Source organism: Trujillonella endophytica, from assembly GCF_900110555.1.
In the GTDB taxonomy this organism is placed as follows: Bacteria; Actinomycetota; Actinomycetes; order Mycobacteriales; family Geodermatophilaceae; genus Trujillonella; species Trujillonella endophytica.
Window position 1 is genome coordinate 1 of record NZ_FOEE01000021.1, and the last position, 18,536, is coordinate 18,536.

18 protein-coding genes are annotated in these 18,536 nt (G+C 76.1%); 8 read left to right on the top strand and 10 right to left on the bottom strand.

The annotated features are described in order from the left end of the window. Nucleotides 1-215: 215 nt before the first annotated feature. Nucleotides 216-1,580: a DUF222 domain-containing protein gene (locus BMY88_RS21940; protein WP_244524851.1), complete on the bottom strand. Its 1,365-nt coding sequence runs from the start codon at nt 1,578-1,580 to the stop codon at nt 216-218. A 130-nt stretch (nt 1,581-1,710) separates the two neighbouring features. Beyond that, nucleotides 1,711-2,667 carry a cobalamin biosynthesis protein gene (locus BMY88_RS21945; protein WP_091949185.1) on the bottom strand — a complete coding sequence of 319 codons (957 nt, stop codon included), beginning with the start codon at nt 2,665-2,667 and terminating at the stop codon, nt 1,711-1,713. 40 nt (nt 2,668-2,707) lie between these two features. Here BMY88_RS21945 and def point away from each other — a divergent pair, with 40 nt between their 5' ends. The 3 genes from def (at nt 2,708) to cobM (ending at nt 5,311) form a co-directional block, all read left to right on the top strand. Next, nucleotides 2,708-3,256 carry a peptide deformylase gene (def, locus tag BMY88_RS21950; RefSeq protein ID WP_091949078.1) on the top strand — a complete coding sequence of 183 codons (549 nt, stop codon included), beginning with the start codon at nt 2,708-2,710 and terminating at the stop codon, nt 3,254-3,256. Next, nucleotides 3,253-4,479 (top strand): precorrin-6y C5,15-methyltransferase (decarboxylating) subunit CbiE, encoded by a 1,227-nt coding sequence (cbiE, locus tag BMY88_RS21955; RefSeq protein ID WP_211435778.1) that lies wholly within the window; start codon nt 3,253-3,255, stop codon nt 4,477-4,479. The genes def and cbiE overlap by 4 nt, the downstream gene beginning before the upstream one ends. Nucleotides 4,480-4,570: 91 nt before the next feature. Continuing rightward, nucleotides 4,571-5,311: a precorrin-4 C(11)-methyltransferase gene (gene cobM, locus BMY88_RS21960; RefSeq protein WP_091949080.1), complete on the top strand. Its 741-nt coding sequence runs from the start codon at nt 4,571-4,573 to the stop codon at nt 5,309-5,311. A 44-nt stretch (nt 5,312-5,355) separates the two neighbouring features. Here the strand turns inward: cobM and BMY88_RS21965 are convergent, their stop codons facing one another. Continuing rightward, the gene (locus BMY88_RS21965) at nt 5,356-6,438 is read right to left on the bottom strand and encodes a cobalt-precorrin-5B (C(1))-methyltransferase (RefSeq protein WP_091949083.1); all 1,083 of its coding nucleotides are present in this window, start codon (nt 6,436-6,438) and stop codon (nt 5,356-5,358) included. A gap of 224 nt (nt 6,439-6,662) precedes the next feature. Here BMY88_RS21965 and BMY88_RS21970 point away from each other — a divergent pair, with 224 nt between their 5' ends. Both BMY88_RS21970 and BMY88_RS21975 read left to right on the top strand, forming a co-directional pair. Beyond that, nucleotides 6,663-7,418, top strand: coding sequence for a cobalt-precorrin-6A reductase (locus tag BMY88_RS21970; protein ID WP_244524852.1), 756 nt, complete (start codon nt 6,663-6,665; stop codon nt 7,416-7,418). After that, entirely contained in the window at nt 7,405-8,082 is a 678-nt protein-coding gene (locus BMY88_RS21975) for an HAD hydrolase-like protein (protein ID WP_091949089.1), read from the top strand. Before BMY88_RS21970 ends, BMY88_RS21975 begins: the two co-directional genes overlap by 14 nt. Nucleotides 8,083-8,086: 4 nt before the next feature. Here the strand turns inward: BMY88_RS21975 and BMY88_RS21980 are convergent, their stop codons facing one another. The 3 genes from BMY88_RS21980 to BMY88_RS21990 all read right to left on the bottom strand — a co-directional run bounded on the left by BMY88_RS21980 (nt 8,087) and on the right by BMY88_RS21990 (nt 11,571). Continuing rightward, nucleotides 8,087-9,316, bottom strand: coding sequence for an MFS transporter (locus BMY88_RS21980; RefSeq protein WP_244524853.1), 1,230 nt, complete (start codon nt 9,314-9,316; stop codon nt 8,087-8,089). A 147-nt stretch (nt 9,317-9,463) separates the two neighbouring features. Further along, entirely contained in the window at nt 9,464-10,954 is a 1,491-nt protein-coding gene (locus BMY88_RS21985) for a precorrin-2 C(20)-methyltransferase (RefSeq protein ID WP_091949097.1), read from the bottom strand. Next, nucleotides 10,951-11,571 (bottom strand): precorrin-8X methylmutase, encoded by a 621-nt coding sequence (locus BMY88_RS21990; protein ID WP_091949102.1) that lies wholly within the window; start codon nt 11,569-11,571, stop codon nt 10,951-10,953. The genes BMY88_RS21985 and BMY88_RS21990 overlap by 4 nt, the downstream gene beginning before the upstream one ends. 59 nt (nt 11,572-11,630) lie before the next feature. Here BMY88_RS21990 and BMY88_RS21995 point away from each other — a divergent pair, with 59 nt between their 5' ends. Beyond that, nucleotides 11,631-12,812 carry a glucose-1-phosphate adenylyltransferase family protein gene (locus BMY88_RS21995; RefSeq protein WP_091949105.1) on the top strand — a complete coding sequence of 394 codons (1,182 nt, stop codon included), beginning with the start codon at nt 11,631-11,633 and terminating at the stop codon, nt 12,810-12,812. Nucleotides 12,813-12,823: 11 nt separating this feature from the next. On the opposite strand, the gene cobG is transcribed toward BMY88_RS21995, so the two are convergent. Further along, entirely contained in the window at nt 12,824-13,987 is a 1,164-nt protein-coding gene (gene cobG, locus BMY88_RS22000; RefSeq protein ID WP_091949108.1) for a precorrin-3B synthase, read from the bottom strand. A gap of 38 nt (nt 13,988-14,025) precedes the next feature. After that, nucleotides 14,026-14,703 carry a DUF4383 domain-containing protein gene (locus tag BMY88_RS22005; RefSeq protein ID WP_091949111.1) on the bottom strand — a complete coding sequence of 226 codons (678 nt, stop codon included), beginning with the start codon at nt 14,701-14,703 and terminating at the stop codon, nt 14,026-14,028. Nucleotides 14,704-14,827: 124 nt separating this feature from the next. Here BMY88_RS22005 and BMY88_RS22010 point away from each other — a divergent pair, with 124 nt between their 5' ends. Together BMY88_RS22010 and BMY88_RS22015 are read left to right on the top strand one after the other, a co-directional pair. Next, entirely contained in the window at nt 14,828-15,157 is a 330-nt protein-coding gene (locus BMY88_RS22010; protein WP_091949116.1) for a tetratricopeptide repeat protein, read from the top strand. A 243-nt stretch (nt 15,158-15,400) separates the two neighbouring features. After that, the gene (locus BMY88_RS22015) at nt 15,401-17,287 is read left to right on the top strand and encodes an ABC transporter ATP-binding protein (protein WP_091949118.1); all 1,887 of its coding nucleotides are present in this window, start codon (nt 15,401-15,403) and stop codon (nt 17,285-17,287) included. On the opposite strand, the gene BMY88_RS22020 is transcribed toward BMY88_RS22015, so the two are convergent. Beyond that, nucleotides 17,236-17,730, bottom strand: coding sequence for a nitroreductase/quinone reductase family protein (locus tag BMY88_RS22020; RefSeq protein WP_170861240.1), 495 nt, complete (start codon nt 17,728-17,730; stop codon nt 17,236-17,238). The two genes, BMY88_RS22015 and BMY88_RS22020, sit on opposite strands and share 52 nt — an antisense overlap. Next, nucleotides 17,727-18,431, bottom strand: coding sequence for a hemerythrin domain-containing protein (locus tag BMY88_RS22025; protein WP_091949121.1), 705 nt, complete (start codon nt 18,429-18,431; stop codon nt 17,727-17,729). Before BMY88_RS22025 ends, BMY88_RS22020 begins: the two co-directional genes overlap by 4 nt. Nucleotides 18,432-18,536 lie beyond the last annotated feature (105 nt).

An 18,536-nucleotide genomic window follows, 5' to 3' on the forward strand; every position in this document is an offset into this window, starting at 1 on the left:
GAACTCCGCATCGCCCAGCAGCCTGCCGGTGCCGTCGATCGCAGCCGCGTGGTGGGTCCGGCCGTGGGTGTCCACGCCGCCGAAGACATCCAGCCCCGTACTCGCCATGATGGTCATCGCCGTCCTTGTCGCTCGCACCGATGAGACGGCACGCACCGAGCCGGACGAGGCGGACAGGACAGTGATGGGCGCCTCTTGCACAGGCTCCTATGAGGTCACGGACGTCCCGCCCGGTGACGTGCAGGGACGGGGCCACCCCCACACGGCCGACACATCCCACAGCAGGACAGCAAGGCGTCGGTCAGGCGGAGAGTCAGACCACCAGGGGTGACCCCGTCCTCTCCATCCTCACTGTCAGGCGTGGGCGGGGGTGCCGATGAGGATCTGGGTGCCGTCGGGGCGGTAGGTGCGCCATCGGGCTTGGGGTGGGGCGGTGTCGTCGCGGTCGACGCGGAAGCCGTGGTGGACCTTGGCGTGGTGGCGTTCGCCTGGCTCGAGTCGGCCCCTGTGCAGGGTCCCGCCGCGAGCTTGCGAGCGGTGGGGGGCGCAGGGGTCCTTTTATCGCAGTACCAGCGGGGGGCTTCGCAGCCGGCGAACACGCAGTGCTGGTCGCGGTGTTCGACGGCTCTGCGGATGTGGGGTGGGACGACGCGTTGGTCGCGGCCGACGTCGAGGGGGAGTCCGTCGGGGTCGAGCAGGAGGCGGGTGAGGGTGGCGTCGCAGGCCAGCCAGCGGGTGCGGGCGGCCGAGAGGCGGGTGCCGGTGCCGGTGGTGGCCGCGCCCGGGCCGGTGGCGGGGTCGACCAGGTCCTCCACACCGATGGTGGCGATGACGTGCGGTCTGACGGTGCGCAGCACGGGGAGCTTTCCGGCGGCGAGGGCGGTGTCGGCGAGCTGGACAAGGGCGTCACCGGTGCGCTGGGCGCGGGTGCGCTGGTCGTCGGCGCAGCGGCTCGCGGCGGCGATGGCTTCCAGGGCGGTGGCGACCTTCTGCCCGCCGACGGCATCGAGTTCGCCGCGGATGGTCCAGGTTCCGTCGGGATGCTGGACCAGGGTCACCGAGCGTTCTTCGGTGGGGTCGGGTTCGGGTCCGTCGGGGTCGAGCTTGGCCAGGTAGTCGGCGACCGCGAGTTCCAGGTCGCGGTGGGTGCCGCGGCTGGCCAGCTGCACCAGGGCGGTTTCGACGGCGGCGACGTCGATGCCCCGGGTCGCGGCCAGGTCGAGGTGGACCGGGGTGGCGATCTTGGCGATCACCGTGACCTGGTCGGCGCCCAGCACCCCATCGGTGAACGCCCGCGCGGTGGCCGGCAGTAGTTCCAGCACCCGGCCCTGGGCCACGACCCGGGACGCGGAGGCGCCGGAGACGCGGGCGTGCCCGCGCAGCCACAGCGTCGCGTTCTTCGCTCCGTCGCACTCCGCGGCACCCCGCACGTCCACCCGCCGCGCCACCCGGGTCAGCGCGGCGGCGATCCGATGCGAAGCCGTCACCAGCTCACGGGTGTGCTCCAGCAGCAGGCCGTCGGGCAGCTCGTCGAGGTCCAGCGTCGCGAGCGCGTCCAGCGCCGACTGCAGCTTGCCCATGACGCCTCCCCACCGCTTCGAATATGTGTTCGATTCTAGCGGTGGGGAGGCCCCGGAGCAACGCGAATCCGCAGGTCAGACGATGTATCCACAGATCCGAAGAGCCTCTTGACGAGGCCGGCTCGACGTCTCAACGCGGGGAGGACCGCCCCGCCAACCGCGCCGCGACCGCCAGCGCCGCCGACGCCGTCCACACCGCGCGGGACAGCCGCACCGCCCGCGGGACGTCGCCCGCCAGCGGCGGCCGGCCGCTGCCCAGGCCGGGGCGCACCTCCACCCGGTCGCCGTAGACGTTGCGGCCGCCCAGCCGCAGGCCCAGCGCCCCGGCGAGGGCGGCCTCGCAGCGGCCGGAGTTGGGGCTGGGGTGGGCCGACCCGTCGCGCAGCCAGGCGCGCAGCGCACCGGACGGCGACCCACCCGTCGCCGGGGCCACCGCCACGGTGAGCGCCGCGGTCAGCCGCGCCGGCACCCAGTTGGCGACGTCGTCCGCGCGGGCCGCCGCCCAGCCGAACCGGGCGTACCGCGCGGACCGGTGTCCCACCATCGCGTCGAGGGTGTTGACCGCGCGGTAGGCGGCGAGCCCGGGCAGCCCGGCCACGGCGCCCCAGAACAGCGGCGCGACCGCGGCGTCGGAGGTGTTCTCGGCGACCGACTCGACCGTGGCGCGGGCGAGCTCGCCGGCGTCGAGCGCCGACGGGTCGCGGCCGGCCAGGGCGGGCAGCAGCTCTCGGGCCGCCGCGAGGTCGCCGGTGCCGAGCGCCACGTACATGTCGCGGGCGGCCCGGCCCAGGGACGTCCCGCCCAGCACGGTCCAGGTGACCGCCGCGGTGACCAGGGCCCGCGGAACCGGCCGGCCGCGGGTGGCCCGGTCGAGCAGCGCGCCGCCCGCCCCGACGCCCCCGACCAGGAGCGCGGCGTACCCCGCGCCGGCCGCCCGGGAGTCGTGCCAGATCCCCCGCTCCAGCGCCGCCGCCACCGTGCCGAACCCGGCCACGGGGTGCAGTCGCCGGGGGTCGGCCAGCAGGAGGTCGGCCGCCGCGCCCAGGGCCAGGCCGGCCGCCGTCGCCAGGTCCCGGTCGGCGCGCATGTCGCCCATCGTGCCAACCGCCGTCCCTACTATCGCCGGCATGCGTCTGCCCGGCCGTTACGACGGCGTCGCGAAGCCGATCGTCACCTACGGCAGCAACCCGGTGCTGCACCGGCCGTGCGCGCCGGTGACCGAGTTCGGCCGGGACCTGCGCCGCCTGGTCCTCGACATGTTCGCCAGCATGGAGGCCGCCGACGGCGTCGGCCTGGCCGCCAACCAGATCGGCGTCGACGCGCGGCTGTTCGTCATCGACTGCCCGGACGCGGCGGGGGAGGACGTCGTCGGCTACGTGGTCAACCCGGTGCTGACGATCCTGGAACCCGTCGACGAGGAGCCCGCCGAGGAGGTCACCGAGGAGGGCTGCCTGTCGGTCCCCGGGCCGTACGCCGAGCTGCCGCGGGCGTTCCGGGCACGGGTGGACGGCGTCGACGCCGACGGCAACCCGGTGCGCATCGAGGCGACCGGCATGGCGGCCCGTTGCCTGCAGCACGAGGTCGACCACCTGGACGGCACGGTCTACGTCGACCGGCTGCCCGAGGAACTGCGCGAGCAGCTGCTCGCCGAGTCACGGACGGGGGTCCGGTCGTGAGCGGGACGCCGGTGGGCGCGGGCACGCCGATCGTCGTCGTCGGCGTCGGTGCCGACGGCTGGGAGGGGCTGGCGCCGACCTCCCGCGCCGAGGTGGAGCGGGCCGAGGTGCTGATGGGCAGTGCGCGGCAGCTCGGGCTGGTGCCCGAGTCGGTGACCGCGCAGCGGGTTCCCTGGCCCTCGCCGCTGACCGAGGCGCTGCCCGGCCTCGTCGAGGAGCACGCCGGCAAGGCCGTCGTCGTCCTGGCCAGCGGCGACCCGATGCTGTCCGGGATCGGCACCACCCTCACGAAGCTGCTGGGGGCCGAGCGGGTGCGGGTGCTCCCGGCGCCGTCGTCGGTGTCGCTGGCCTGCGCCCGGCTGGGCTGGGCGGTCGAGGACACCTGCGTCGTCAGCCTGGTCGGGCGGCCGGTCGAGCTGCTGCACCCGCACGTGCAGCCCGGCGCCCGGCTGCTGGTGCTCGGTTCCGACGGCGACACCCCGGCAGAGGTGGCGCGGCTGCTGTCGGACCGCGGCTACGGGCAGAGCCTGATCACGGTGCTGGCCGGGCTCGGCGGGCCGGACGAGACGGTGCGCACGGGCACCGCGGCCACCTGGTCGCAGCCGGCGCCTGCGCTGGTGGTCACGGCGGTCGAGTGCCGGGCCGAGCGGGGCACGATGCCGCTGCCGACCACGCCCGGGCTGCCCGACGGCGCCTACGAGTCCGACGGCCAGCTCACCAAGTCCGAGGTCCGCGCCGTCACGCTGTCGCGGCTGGCCGCCGTCCCCGGTCAGCTCCTCTGGGACATCGGCGCCGGCGCCGGCTCGGTCGGCATCGAGTGGATGCGCGCGCACCCGAACTGCCGCGCGGTCGCCGTCGAGGCCGACGAGGAGCGTGCTGCGCGGATCGCCCGCAACGCCGCCCGCCTCGGGGTGCCGTACCTGCGCGTGGTGCACGGGCACGCGCCCGACGTGCTGGGCCGGCTGGGCTCCCCGGACGCCATCTTCATCGGCGGCGGGCTGACCACCCCGCTGCTGCTGGAGAGCTGCTGGGACGCGCTGCCGCCCGGCGGCCGCCTGGTGGCCAACGCGGTGACGGTGGAGAGCGAGGCGGTGCTCGGCACCTGGCACGGCCGGGTCGGCGGCGAGCTGGTGCGGGTGTCGGTGCAGCGCGCCGAGCCGGTCGGCTCCTTCACCGGCTGGAAGGCCGCGATGCCGGTGACCATCTGGAGCGTCACGCGGTGATGGTGCAGATCCCCGTCGATCATCGGCGGGTGGCTGCCGCCACGCCGGGCGCGCACAGCCACCTGCCGATGATCAACGGGGGAACCGCCGCGTGACCGTCCACTTCATCGGGGCCGGGCCGGGGGCCGCGGACCTCGTCACCCTGCGCGCGGCCCGGCTGATCGCCTCCTGCCCGGTGTGCCTGTACGCGGGCGCGCTGGTGCCGCGCGAGCTGCTGGCGACGGCCCCCATCGGCGCCCGCCTGGTCGACACCGCCGACCTCGACCTGGACGCGATCACCGCCGAGCTGGTGATCGCGCACGAGGCGGGCCTCGACGTCGCCCGGCTGCACTCGGGAGACCCCTCGGTCTACAGCGCCATGGCCGAGCAGATGCGCCGCCTCGACGCCGCCGGGGTGCCCTACGAGGTGGTGCCGGGGGTGCCGTCGTTCGCCGCGGCCGCCGCCGCGCTCAAGCGGGAGCTGACCGTGCCCGGGGTGGCGCAGACCGTCGTCCTCACCCGGACCTCCGCCCGCTCCACGCCGATGCCGCCGGGGGAGACCCTCGCCGCGTACGCGGCGACCGGCGCGACGCTCGTGCTGCACCTGGCCGTGCAGCGGCTGGGCGAGCTGGCCCCGGAGCTGGCCGGGCACTACGGCGCGGACTGCCCGGCCGCGGTCGTCGCCTTCGCCAGCCGGGACGACGAGGTGGTGCTGCGCGGCACGCTGGCCGACATCGCGGCGCAGGTCGAGGAGGCGGGCATCCGCCGGACGGCGATCGTGGTCGTCGGGCCGGCGCTGGCCGCGGAGCAGTTCCCCGACAGCCACCTGTACTCGACGACCCGCCCCCGCTGATGCGGAGTGCGACAGCGCAGGAAACCTGCGCTCTCACACTCCGGCTAGGAGCGGCCGACGATCGTGCCCGCGCGGTCGATGACCACGACGTCGACCTCGACCGGCGCCCCGCGCAGCACCCCGAGCGCGGTGGCGCGGGCGCCGGCCGCCACCAGGTCGCCCAGCGGGAACCCGGCGGCGGCGCACTGCTGCAGCGCGTCGAGCGCGGTGTTCGCGCCGCGCACGCCCTCGACCAGCCCCGGCGCGCCCCCGCCGTCGCGGACCAGCGCGGCCAGCGCCTCGAACGACACCTGCGAGCGCCCGGAGTGCAGGTCCAGGTGGCCCTCGGCGAGCTTGGCCAGCTTGCCGATGCCGCCGGCCACGGTCAGCCGCGGCACCGGGTGCCGGCGCAGGTACTTGAGCACCGCGCCGGCGAAGTCGCCCATGTCCAGCAGCGCGTCCTCGGGGAGGTCGTGCAGCCGCTGGGCGACCCGCTCGCTGGTGGAGCCGGTGCATCCGGCGACGTGGGTGCGCCCGGCCGCCCGGGCGACGTCGATGCCGCGGCGGATCGAGTCGATCCACGACGAGCACGAGTAGGGGACGACGACGCCGGTCGTGCCGAGGATCGACAGCCCGCCGAGGATCCCCAGCCGCGGGTTCCAGGTGCGCCGGGCCAGCTCCTCGCCGTCGGCCACCGACACCTCGACGACGACGTCGCCGGTGCCGCCGTGCCGGGCGGCGACCGCGGCCACGTGCTCGCCGATGAAGCGTCGGGGCATCGGGTTGATCGCCGGCTCGCCCACCGCCAGCGGCAGCCCCGGCTTGGTCACCGTGCCGACGCCGGGACCGGCGCGGAAGGTGACCCCCGTGCCCGGCGGGGCCAGCAGCACCCGCGAGGAGACGAGCGCGCCGTGGGTGACGTCCGGGTCGTCGCCGGCGTCCTTGACGACGCCGACGGTCGCCTCGACGCCGGGCACGAGCGCCTCCCGGGCCAGCGCGAACGACGGGTGCCGGTCGTTGGGGAGGTCGATGGTCACCGGATCCGGGAACTCCCCGGTCAGGAGCGCGGTGTAGGCCGCGGTGGCCGCGGCGGTCGCGCAGGCGCCGGTCGTCCAGCCGTGCCGCAGCCCGGTGCCCTCCCCGCTCACGTCGACAGCATGCCTGGCGCGGCGCCGGCGACGCGGAACCGCCCGGATGCCGATGGTGGCGGCTTCCGCGCCCTGGGAAGGCGCCACCATCCGCATCGCGGCGAACGGCGGGTCCCGGGCGGACGGGCTGGGTGCGCGGCGTGAGCGGACAGGGGCGTGAGCATCGCAGCGAGGAACGAGCGAGGAGCAGAGCGGCCCGCGGGAGCGGCCCGCGGGAGCGAACCGTGAGCAGCGTGACCGGACGGGTGCTCGTGCTCGGCGGCACCGGCGAGGCCCGGCGGCTGGCCGCGGAACTCGTCGCCGCGGGCGTGGACGTGCTCAGCTCCCTCGCCGGGCGGGTGGCCGAGCCCGTGCTGCCGGAGGGCCGGGTGCGGGTCGGCGGGTTCGGCGGAGTCGAGGGGCTGGCGCAGGCGCTCGCGGGGGTCGACGTCGTCGTCGACGCGACCCATCCCTTCGCGGCGGGCATGACCGCCCACGCGGCGGCCGCGGCCACGGCGACCGGAACCCCGCTGCTGCGCCTGCAGCGGCCCGGCTGGACGGCGGGCCCCGGCGACGACTGGCGCTGGGTGGACTCGCTGGTCGAGGCCGCCGACGAGGTCTCGGCGTGCGCGTCGGTGTTCGTCACCACCGGCCGGCAGGGGCTCGCCGCGTTCGCCGGCCTGACGGGCGCGGTCCTCGTGCGCTCGGTCGATCCGCCCGAGCCCCCGTTGCCAGCGCGGTGCACCGTCGTCCTCGGCCGCGGGCCGTTCACCGTCCCCGAGGAGGCGGCGCTGATGCGGGAGCACGCCGTCGACGTGCTGGTCACCAAGGACAGCGGCGGGGGGATGACCTCGGCCAAGCTCACCGCCGCCCGCGAGCTGCGGATCCCCGTGGTGCTGGTCCGCCGCCCGCCGCTGCCGGCCGGCGTCCCGGTCGTCGCGACGGTGGCCGAGGCGGTGGGGTGGCTGCAGGGGAGTCGGCCGGGCGATGCCGGGTCCTGACGGACGGTCGTCGCGCGGCCTGCGGGGCCGCCTGGTGCTGTTCGACCTCGACGGCACGCTGGTCGACTCGACGCCCGGCATCTGGGCCTCGGTGGCGGTCGCGGCGGCGGAGCTGGGACTGCCGGAGCCGACTGCGGCCCAGCTGCGGAACATGGTGGGTCCGCCGCTGCAGGACGGGTTCGCCCTCGTCCTCGGGGTGCCTCCGGACGACGTGCCGCGGGCCGTGACCGCGTACCGGGCGCACTACGCCGCGGGTGCGCTGCTGGACGTCGCGGTCTACGACGGCGTTCCGGAGCTGCTGGCGGCGCTGGCCGGCGCCGGGGCCCTCCTCGCGGTCGCCACCAGCAAGCCCGAGCCCTTCGCCGTCCGCGTGCTGGAGCACACCGGGCTGCTGGGGGCGTTCGCGTCGGTGCACGGGGCGACGCTGGACGGCGCCGTCCGGCACAAGGAGCAGGTGGTCGCCGCGGCGCTGGCGACCCATCCCGGCGGGCGGGACGCGGTGCTGATCGGCGACCGCGAGCACGACGTCCGGGGGGCCGCCGCGCACGGGCTGCCGTGCCTCGGCGCGGGGTGGGGCCCGGCGCCCGGGGAACTGCGCGCGGCCGGGGCGGCGGCCGTGGCCCGCACCCCGGCGGAGGCGCTGGCCCTGCTCGCCGACGTGTGACGGATCAGGCGGCGATCGGCTGCGCCGGCTCCCGGACGTCGGCGGCGATCCGCACGCTGCGCCGGCGCCGGCGGACCCCGACCACGGCGACCAGGGCCAGCACCACGCAGACGGCGGCGTACACCTCGGCCACCGCCTCCAGCCCCACCGCGGTCGCCGTCGTGCCGGCGACGATGGCCGGCACGCTGAAGCTGAGGTAGCCGACCACGAACGCTGCCGACAGCAGGGCCGCCCGGTCGGCGGGGGCGACGCCGTCCGTCGTCGTGGAGATTGCGCCGAGCACGGCCAGGCCGAAGCCCAGGCCCGAGACCACCGCCGACACGAACAGCAGCGGCACGGCGCCGGTCAGCAGCGCGGCGATCGTGGCGAGCACGCCGGCGACGAACACCAGCGCGCCGCCGACCATGGCCCGCTGCGGCTCCACGCCGCGGCCCAGCACGGACCCGAGGGCGGCGGAGCCCTGCATGGCCAGGACCAGCAGGCTGCCGACCAGGTGGTCCTCCAGGCCGAACACCGTGGCCGCCAGCGACGGGCCGAGGGAGAGGTAGAGGCCGCCCAGCGCCCAGGCGGCGACCAGCACCGGCAGCGCCAGCAGGAAGCCCGGCCGCTGCGAGTGCGGCACCCGCACCGAGGGCCGCAGCGACGCGACCGCGCCGGGCACGCGCGGGGAGGTCTCCGGCAGCAGCCAGACCGCGGCGGCGCCGAGGACGAGGGCGACGGCGAGGAAGGCGAACACCCAGCGGGTCGGCTCGGCGACGTACTCCACGACCAGGCCGGCCCCCACCACGCCCACCGACAGCCCCAGGCCTGGTGCCGCGCTGTTGACCAGTGACCCGAGCGGCCGTTCGCGCCGCTCGGTGTCGAGCACGAGCGCGCCCAGCGTGCCGGTCAGCGCCCCCATCGAGACGCCCTGCACCACCCGCGCGACCAGCAGCCAGCCCACGCCGTCGGCGGCGAGGAACACGCCCATCGCCGAGGCCATCAGCAGCAGCCCGCCGGCGAGCACGGGCCGCCGGCCGACGTGGTCGCTCAGCCCGCCCACCACCAGCAGCGCGATCAGGAGGGCGAAGGCGTAGATGCCGAAGACGACGGTCAGCGTGCCCGACCCGAAGCCGAACTGCTCGGAGTAGACGCGGTACAGCGGCGTCGGGACCCCGGAGGCGGCCAGCGCCAGCAGCAGCAGACCCGTCGCGGTCCAGAACGCCGGGGTGCGCGAGAGCGTCGGGGAGGGCACGACCCTTCGCAAGGGCAACGATCTCGCCCGCATTCCCGCCCCGGGCGTGTCGGCCCTCCCCGCTCCCCGCTCCCGGCGCGGGAGCGCGGGACCGTTCGTGCAGAAGTGCGGAGATGCGCCGGGGCAGGGGTGCGGAACTGCCCCGGGTCAGTAGCTGCGCGGGGTGTAGACCGCGCCGCCCGGACCGACCCGGGTGCGGGAGGAGCCGACCAGCACCAGGCAGCGCATGTCGACGGTCTCGGGGTCCAGCTCGCCCAGCGTCGTCACGCGCACCTCCTCGGCCGGCCCGCCGACGTCGCGCCCCACCACCACGACCGTCTCGACGTCGCGCACCTCCAGCAGGATCTTCTGCGCCTCGCCCAGCTGGTGCGGCCGGGCCTTCGACCGCGGGTTGTAGAGGGCGAGCACGAGGTCGGCCTGCGCGGCGTGCCGGAGCCGGTCGAGGACGACGTCCCACGGCTTGAGCACGTCCGAGAGGCTGAGCACGGCGAAGTCGTGGCCCAGCGGCGCGCCGACCCGGCTGGCCACCGCCTGCGCCGCGGTGAGACCGGGCAGCACCCGGACGGCGATCCCGGCGTACCCGGGGCGGTCGGCGACCTCGAGCACCGCGGCGGCCATCGCGAAGACGCCGGGGTCGCCGCTGGAGACGACCGCCACCCGGCGGCCGGCGCGGGCCAGCTCCAGCGCGTGCGCGGCGCGCTCGGCCTCCACCCGGTTGTCACTGGGGTGGCGCGTCTGCCGCGGGTTGACCTCGACCCGGTCCAGGTAGGGGCCGTAGCCGACCAGGTCGTCGGCGGCCGCGAGCGCGGCGGCGGCCTCGGGGGTCGTCCAGGAGCGCTGCCCCGGGCCCAGCCCGACCACCACGACCTCGCCGGTGCGCGGGCCGGCCTCGTCGTACTGCTCGGGCCCGGGGGTCGGGCCGGTCAGCTCGCTGGGCAGCAGCGCGAGGGAGAAGTACGGAACGGTCTCCGGGTCGACCTCGGCCAGCGGCATCGTCCGCTGGCGCTCGGTGGTCGCCCGCTCGACGTAGATGGCCCGGTCCAGCACCCCGGCCATCTCGAACGCGTCGCGCACCGAGGAGAACGTGCGGCCGAGCTTCATCACCGCCGCCGAGTCCGTGGTCGCCAGCCACTCGGCGAGCTCCTCGGCCGGCAGCGTGCCCGGCAGCACGGTGAGCACCTCGTCGCGCTCCACCAGCGGCCGGCCGACGACCGCCGCGGCGCCGCTGACGCTGGTCACGCCGGGCACCACCTCGGTGGGGTAGCGGTGCGCCAGTCGCTTGTGCATGTGCATGTAGGACCCGTAGAAGAACGGGTCGCCCTCGGCCAGGACGACGACGTCGCGGCCGGCGTCCAGGTGCGCGGCGAGGCGGGCGGCGGCGGCCTCGTAGAACTCGTCGATCGCCCCCTGGTAGCCGCCGGGGTGGTCGGTCGTCTCGGTCGTGACCGGGTAGACCAGCAGCTCCTCGACCTGCCCCGCGCGCAGGTAGGGCGCGGCGAGCGCCCGCGCCACCGACCGGCCGTGCTGCGCCGCGTGGAAGGCGACGACGTCGGCGGCGCCGATCAGCCGGGCGGCCTTGACCGTCACGAGCTCGGGGTCGCCGGGGCCCAGCCCGACGCCGTACAGCCGCCCGCTCACTCCTGATCACTCGCGATCGCGTTCACGGCGGCCGCGGTGATCGCGCTGCCGCCGCGCCGCCCGCGCACCACGAGGAAGTCCAGGTCGGAGGCGGCCAGGGCGTCCTTGGACTCGGCGGCGCCGATGAAGCCGACGGGGATGCCGAGGACGGCGGCCGGCCGCGGCGCTCCCGCCTCGATCATCTCGAGCAGGTGGAACAGCGCCGTCGGCGCGTTGCCGATCGCCACCACGGCGCCGTCGAGCCGGTCGCGCCACAGCTCCAGGGCGGCCGCGGTGCGGGTGGTGTCCAGGGCGGCGGCCAGCGCCGGCACCCGCGGGTCGCCCAGCGTGCAGAGGACGTCGTTGTCGGCGGGCAGCCGGCCGCGGGTGATCCCGGAGGCCACCATCTGCGCGTCGCACAGCACGGGCGCTCCCGCGTCGAGGGCGGCGCGGGCCCGGGCCACGACCCCCGGGGAGGCGGCGACGTCGTCCACCAGGTCGACCTGGCCGCACGCGTGGATCATCCGCACCACCACCCGGGCGACGTCCTCGGGCAGGCCGCCGAGGTCGGCCTCGGCGCGGATGGTGGCGAACGAGCGCCGGTAGATCTCGGCGCCGTCCTTCTCGTAGGCGTACATCGGCGAGGAGGCTACGTCCCCCACAGGTAGCTCCCGGCGGCAGCGGGTAGCGGGCGGTCATGCCACTGCCCCGGGTCCTCGTCCTCGTCCTCGCCGGTGGCAAGGGCAACCGCCTCGAACTGCTCACCGAGACCCGGGCCAAGCCCGCCGTCCCGTTCGCCGGGGTGTACCGGCTCATCGACTTCCCGCTGTCCAACTGCCAGCACTCCGCGATCGCCGACGTGTGGGTGTCGGTGCAGTACCAGCCCCAGTCGGTGTCGGAGCACCTGGCCAACGGCCGCCCCTGGGACCTGGACCGCACCACCGGCGGGCTGATGATGCTGCCGCCGTTCCAGGGCAGCGAGCGCGGCGGCTGGACCGAGGGCACCGCCGACGGGTTGTGGCGGCAGGCGGAGCTCGTGCGCGGCTTCGATCCCGACGCGCTCGTCGTCGTCAGCTCCGACGCGGTCTACAAGCTGGACTACCGCGAGGTCGTCGACGCCCACCTGGGCAGCGGCGCGGAGGTCACGATGGTGACCACCGAGGTCGCCGCGGACGACGCCGCGCGCTACGGCATCGTCCGGGTCGGGAAGGGCGGGGCGGTCGAGGACTACGCGTACAAGCCCGACGAGCCGGCGACGACGACCGCCACCAACGAGGTGTTCGTGTTCAGCCCCGCCGAGACCCTCGACCGGCTCGAGGCGCTGGCCGACGAGGTCGGGGAGGAGGGCCTGGAGGACCTCGGCTCGCACCTGCTGCCCGCGCAGACCCGGGACGGCGTCGCCCGCGCCTTCCCGCTGGCGGGCTACTGGCGGGACGTGGGCACCGTGCCGGCCTACTGGGAGGCGCACCAGGACTTCCTCGCGGAGGACCCGCCCATCGACCTCGACGAGCGCACCTGGCCGCTGCACACCCGCGGCGGCCGGCACAGCGCCGCGCGGGTGCTGGACGGGGCCTCGGTCGACGGCAGCCTGCTGTCGGGCGGCACCCGGGTGGCCGGGGCGGTGCGCGGTTCCGTGCTGTCCCCCGGCGTGATCGTGGAGGCCGGCGCGACCGTGGTCGACTCGGTGCTGCTGCCCGGCGTCCGGGTGCGGGCCGGCGCGACGGTGACACGGGCGGTGGTCGACGACGGCGTCGACGTCGGGGCGGGCTGCTCGGTCGGCGGGGACGGCGACATCACCCTGCTCGGCCGGGGCGTGCGGGTGCCTGACGGCACCGAGGTGCCCGCGGGCGCCCGCTTCCCGGACCCGGACGACGACTGAGGGCCCCCGGCTCAGCCGATCGCGTAGCCCGCCGGCGTCGCGACGACGTCCACCACCTCGCCGCGCGGCCGGCCGCAGCGGCGCGCGCACCCGGCCCAGTGCTGGCGGGCGCCGCCGGCCGGGAGGGTGCCGCCGGCGACGGCGTGCGCGGCATCGGCCCGGACGTCGGCGAGCGCCTTCGCGCAGCCCGGCCGGCCGGCGCACGCGGTCACCCGCAGCCAGGGGCTGTCCGGTTCGAGCACCAGCCCGGCGGCGGCGAGCGCGGTGGCCGCCGAGGCGTCCGGCAGGTCGGGGACGGCGACGGCGCGCCACGGCGTGACCTGCAGCGGACCGGTCGAGGTGGCCGCCAGGAGCTCGGCCTGCCCCGCCGTCAGCCGGCCCAGCGGGACGACGACCACGAGCGCCGTCCGCCCGTCCAGCTGACCGACCGCACCGGCGGAGAGGACTTTCGCGCGCGAGATGCTCACCGCCCGAAAGACTCTCGCGCGCGACATGCCCTCCGCAGTGAGCCGGGCCGCCACCCGCGCGGGGCCGTCGTCGAGCTCCGCGAGGCGCCAGGCGCTGCTGCCCTGCGCGGTGCGCTCGGCCAGGAACGCGCGGGTCGCGGCGAGCGCGAGGTCGACGGCGTCCCCCGGGGCGGCGCGCAGCCCGCTGTCGGCGCCGGCGAGGGTGAGCGCGACGGTGCCGGGGTCGAGCGCCACCAGGCCGACGTCCCCACCGAGACCGGAGACGTCGCCGCGGCCGTCGTCGAGCGTGGCCAGGTAGCGGCCCGGCAGGTCGGCGAGGGCCGGGTCGGCGCACAGGCCGGCGTCCAGTGCGGCGACCCACGGCGTGACGTCGAGGAACCCGCCCGCGGTGCGGCCCGACAGCGTGCTGGCCAGCACGTTGCGCACCCGCTCGTGGGTGGCGCTGGGCAGCAGCCCCGCCGCGGCCAGCCGGTCGCCCAGTGCCACCTCGGCGCCGGGTCCCAGCCCGCGCAGCTGCACGTTGCCGCGGCTGGTCAGCTCCAGGGCGCCGTCGCCCAGGTCGCGGGCCGCCGCGGCGAGGACCCGCAGCCGGGCGGCGGTCAGGAGCCCGCCCGGCACGCGCACCCGCGCCAGCGCGCCGTCGGCGGCGGCGTGGGTCTGCAGCGCGCCGGGGCAGGCGTCGGCACGGTCGCGGATCGGGGAGCTCATGGCGCCCGCGAGGCTACGTCGCCCGTGGCCGCCGGGGATCAGTCGTAGGACATCCACACCCGGCGGCGGTCGGTCCGGGAGCTGACCTGCGCCATTGCCGCGACCCGGCGCTGCTGGTCGGCGGTGGCGGTGTGCTGGACGACGGCGACCTCGGCGTCGCGCATCGCCCGCTCGGCCGCGTACTCCTGCGGGGTGGACGGCGACTCGTCGACCGGGGGCGCGGCGTCGTCGTCCGGGTGCGCGTAGGGGCTGTCGGGCGGGAGGTTGCCGGTCACCCGGCCGTAGCTGCCGAGCAGCAGCAGCGTCAGCCCGGCGACCACCGAGAAGACGACGTTGGAGAAGCGGAACGCGAGCACGTTCCAGTCGGTCCGCAGGACGGCGAGGTTGGCCAGCGCCGACAGCAGGAACAGCGAGCCGACGACGATCATCACCGTCGAGGTGATCCGCGGGCCGCGGAGCACGGCGGCGACCAGCACGGCCGCGGTGACCAGCGAGATGGTCGACAGCAGGCCGTTGGAGCTCAGGCCGAGCACCCGGTTGCCGCCGGTGGAGAAGAAGGGCAGGCCGTCGAGCAGGCCCAGGACGCCGAATGCGGCGATCGCGGCGGCGACGACCAGCGCGCCGATCCGGTGCACCACCGGCACGCGCTGGCCGGGGGTGAGGGAGGGGGCGCCGGCGCGCGGCGTCCGGTGCGGGCGGGAGAGGTGGCGGGTCATGGCGGTCTCCTGGGGTGGAACGCGGCTGACGGTCGCTCTTCGCCGCGGCCGGCCTCCCCGGATGCGCCATCCGGTCGTGCGCGACCGGCGGGAAGCCCGGCGCCCGTCTCCGCGTTCTGCGGGCATGACCCGGTTCGAGATCGATCTGCACTCGGAGTACCTGCGCGCCGACCTGTTCCTCTCCATGGGGCAGCCCACCGAGGCCGCGCGGATCCTGGGCCCGGTCGTCGAGGCCGAGCCCACCAACGAGGCGGCGCTGGAGCTGCTCGCGCGCAGCTACTTCGCCTCCGCCCAGCTGACCCGCGCCGAGGAGGCGCTCGGCCGGCTCGTCGACCTCGCCCCCGCCAACGGCTGGGCCCGCCGCGCGCTGGCCCGCACCCTGGAGCGGCAGAGCCGCGGCGCCGAGGCCGCGGCCCACCACCGGCTGGCCGACGCGATGGGCGCCGCCCGCTGACCCGCTGACCCCCGCCCCCGTCCCGGGGCAATTGTGCGAAGTTGCCCCGGGGCAGAAGGGCGAAGTTGCCCCGGGGCAGGAGCGCGGAATTGCCCCGGGGCAGGAGCGCGGAATTGCCCCGGGGCAGAAGCGCGAAGTTGCCTCGGGGTAGGAGCGCGGAATTGCCCCGCGCGGCAGGTGGGCGGGCAGGTGGGCAAGAACTGCCTTGACCTCGAGTCCACTGGAACGCCTAGCGTCCGCCGCATGAGCATGGAGATGTCGGCGTGGTCGGCGATGTCGAACGCGATGCACGGCCGGACCGAGCGGCGGCCGTTCTCGCGGGCGACCGTGCGGCGGGTGGCGGAGTTCGCCCGGCCGCACCGGCGCCGCATCGCCGCCTTCGTCGCGGTGGGTGTGGTCGAGGCGGTGCTCACGGTTGCCACCCCGCTGCTGGCCGGGCAGGTCGTGAACGAGATCGTCGACGGCAGCGACGTCGCGGTCGTGATCTGGCTCGCGGTGCTCATCGCGGTGATCGCCGTGGCCGGCACGGGCCTGTCGCTGCTCGGCCGGTACCTGTCGGCGAGCCTCGGCGAGGACCTGATCCTCGACCTGCGCACCGCCGTCTTCGACCACGTGCAGCGGATGCCGGTCGCGTTCTTCACCCGCACCCGCACCGGGGCGCTGGTCTCCCGCCTCAACAACGACGTCATCGGCGCGCAGCGGGCGTTCAGCGACACCCTCGCCGGCGTCGTCAGCAACACGGTGACCCTGCTGCTCACCGGCGCCGTCATGCTGACGCTGTCGTGGCAGGTCACCCTGCTGTCGCTGCTCCTGCTGCCGGCCTTCCTCCTGCCCGCGCGGCGGATCGGCTCCCGGCTGGCCGCGCTCGGGCGCGCCGCGGCCGACCACAACGCCGCGATGACCGACCAGACGACCGAGCGGTTCTCCGCGCCCGGCGCGACGCTGATCAAGCTCTTCGGCCGCCCCGGCCGGGAGTCCGCGGAGTTCGCCGCCCGGGCCCGCCGGGTGCGCGACATCGGCGTCCGGACGGCGATGGTGCAGTGGGCCTTCGTCAGCGCGCTGATGCTCGTCTCCGCGCTCGCGCTGGCGCTGGTCTACGGCCTCGGCGGCTTCTACGCCCTGCGCGGCTCGCTGGACCCCGGCTCGGTCGTCGCCCTGGCCCTGCTGCTCACCCGCCTCTACGCGCCGCTCACCGCGCTGGCCAACGCCCGGGTCGACATCTCCTCGGCGATGGTGAGCTTCGAGCGGGTCTTCGAGGTGCTCGACCTGGTGCCGCTGGTCCGCGAGCGCCCCGACGCCCGCGACGTGCCCGAGGGCCCGGTGTCGGTCGAGTTCGACGGCGTCACCTTCGGCTACCCGTCGGCCGACAAGGTGTCGCTGGCGTCCCTGGAGGACGTCGCCCAGCTCGACAACCGCGGCGGCGTCGACGTGCTGCACGACGTGTCGTTCACCGTGCAGCCGGGCCAGGTCGTGGCGATCGTCGGCTCATCGGGCGCCGGGAAGTCCACGATCGCGTCGCTGCTGCCGCGGCTGTACGACGTCGACGCAGGCGCCGTGCGGCTGGCCGGCGTCGACGTCCGCGACCTGTCGTTCGCCGCGATCCGCCGGACGCTGGGGCTGGTCACCCAGGACGGGCACCTGTTCCACGAGTCGCTGCGGTCCAACCTGCTGCTCGCCGCCCCCGAGGCCACCGACGAGGAGCTGTGGGCCGCCCTGACCCGCGCCCGGCTGGCCGACCTGGTGGCCGCCCTGCCCGACGGGCTGGACACGGTCGTCGGTGAGCGCGGCTACCGGCTCTCGGGCGGGGAGCGCCAGCGGCTGACCATCGCCCGGCTGCTGCTGGCCCGCCCGCGCGTCGTGCTGCTCGACGAGGCCACCGCGCACCTGGACTCGACGTCGGAGGCGGCGGTGCAGGCGGCGCTGGACGAGGCACTGGCCGGGCGGACGGCGATCGTCATCGCCCACCGGCTCTCCACGGTGCGGGCCGCGGACTGCATCCTCGTGCTGGAGGCCGGCCGGATCGTCGAGCGCGGGCGGCACGCGGAGCTGCTCGCGGCCGGCGGGCGCTACGCCGAGCTCTACCGGACGCAGTTCGCCGAGCCGGAGGAGCCGGTGCTCACCGCCGGCTGATCCCGGCCCGGCGACAGGCGCACGAGCGAGATCCGCCGGGACACCGTGGCCTGGTACCCGTCGTACTTCGCGCAGTTGGCCATGAGCGCGTCCCAGAGTCGCTGCCGGTCGGCCTCGGCGACCTGGCTCGCGACCACGTCGCACCGCCGTCCGCCGACCTCGACGGCGCCGCGCGGGTCGGCCCGGAGGTTCAGCCACCACTGCGGCTCGCGGTCGATGCCGCCGTTGGAGGCGGCGACCACGACGTCGACGCCGTCGCGGACGTACAGCAGCGGGGTGGTGTACGTCCGTCCCGAGGTGCGCCCGCGGTGGGTGAGCAGCACGACGTCGCCGCCCATCCACCGCGAGCCCACCCGGCCCTTCGTCCGGCGCAGCACGCGGGTGTGCAGGCGTCCCACGTGCCGGGTGACGACGGTCAGCACGCGGTCGGACCGGACGCTCACCGCGCGCCGCCGAAGGTGCGGGCCTCGCCCCGCTCGAAGCGGCGGGCCATGAACCGGGCGAAGGCCAGGAAGATCCGGTTGGCGCCGGGCAGGCGGCGGAGCTGGTCGTCGGTGAGGCCGGCGGCGACCCAGCCGAGGACGGCGGGGACCTCCCGAGCGGTGTAGTCCTTCGCGAAGACCTCGCGGTCCAGCCGGTCCCAGTCCTCGGGGCTGAGGTACTCCTGCACGAGGGGCATGCCAGTGCTCTCCTCGTTCGCCAGGTGTGCCGCGAGGTCGTCGCGCAGCCGGGCCGTTCCGGCAGTCAGCCGCTCGCGGGTCGCGGCGTCGCCGGTGCCGGCCGCCAGGGCGCCCAGGTCCTCGCGGACGGCGGTCAGCAGCGGGTCGATGCCGGCGTGCTGGGCCTCGAGCGACTCCAGCACGGCGGCGTCGGCGCCCCGGTCGGCCAGCAGTGGCCACATCGCGCGGTCCTCGCCGGAGTGGTGCTTGTGCAGGACGGTCGCGAACAGCCGGAACCGGCGGGCCAGTCGGCCCCACCGCTCGCGGTCGTCCACGGCGACGGTCGGCACGACGCCCGCGAACGCGTCGAGATCCCGGCGGAACGCCCGGTGCATGAGGAACATCGGGGCCAGGTCGATGGGGCCGGGGGCAGCGGCGACCTGTCCCGGCAGCAGCAACTGCGGCACGGGGGCGGTGGCGGGCATGCGGTCCTCCTTATTGAGGATAGCCTGGGTCAAATGAATAGCGGCAAGGTAAGGTAGAAATGTGACGGAGGGCAAGAGGGTCTATCGCTCGACCCTGCGGACGGA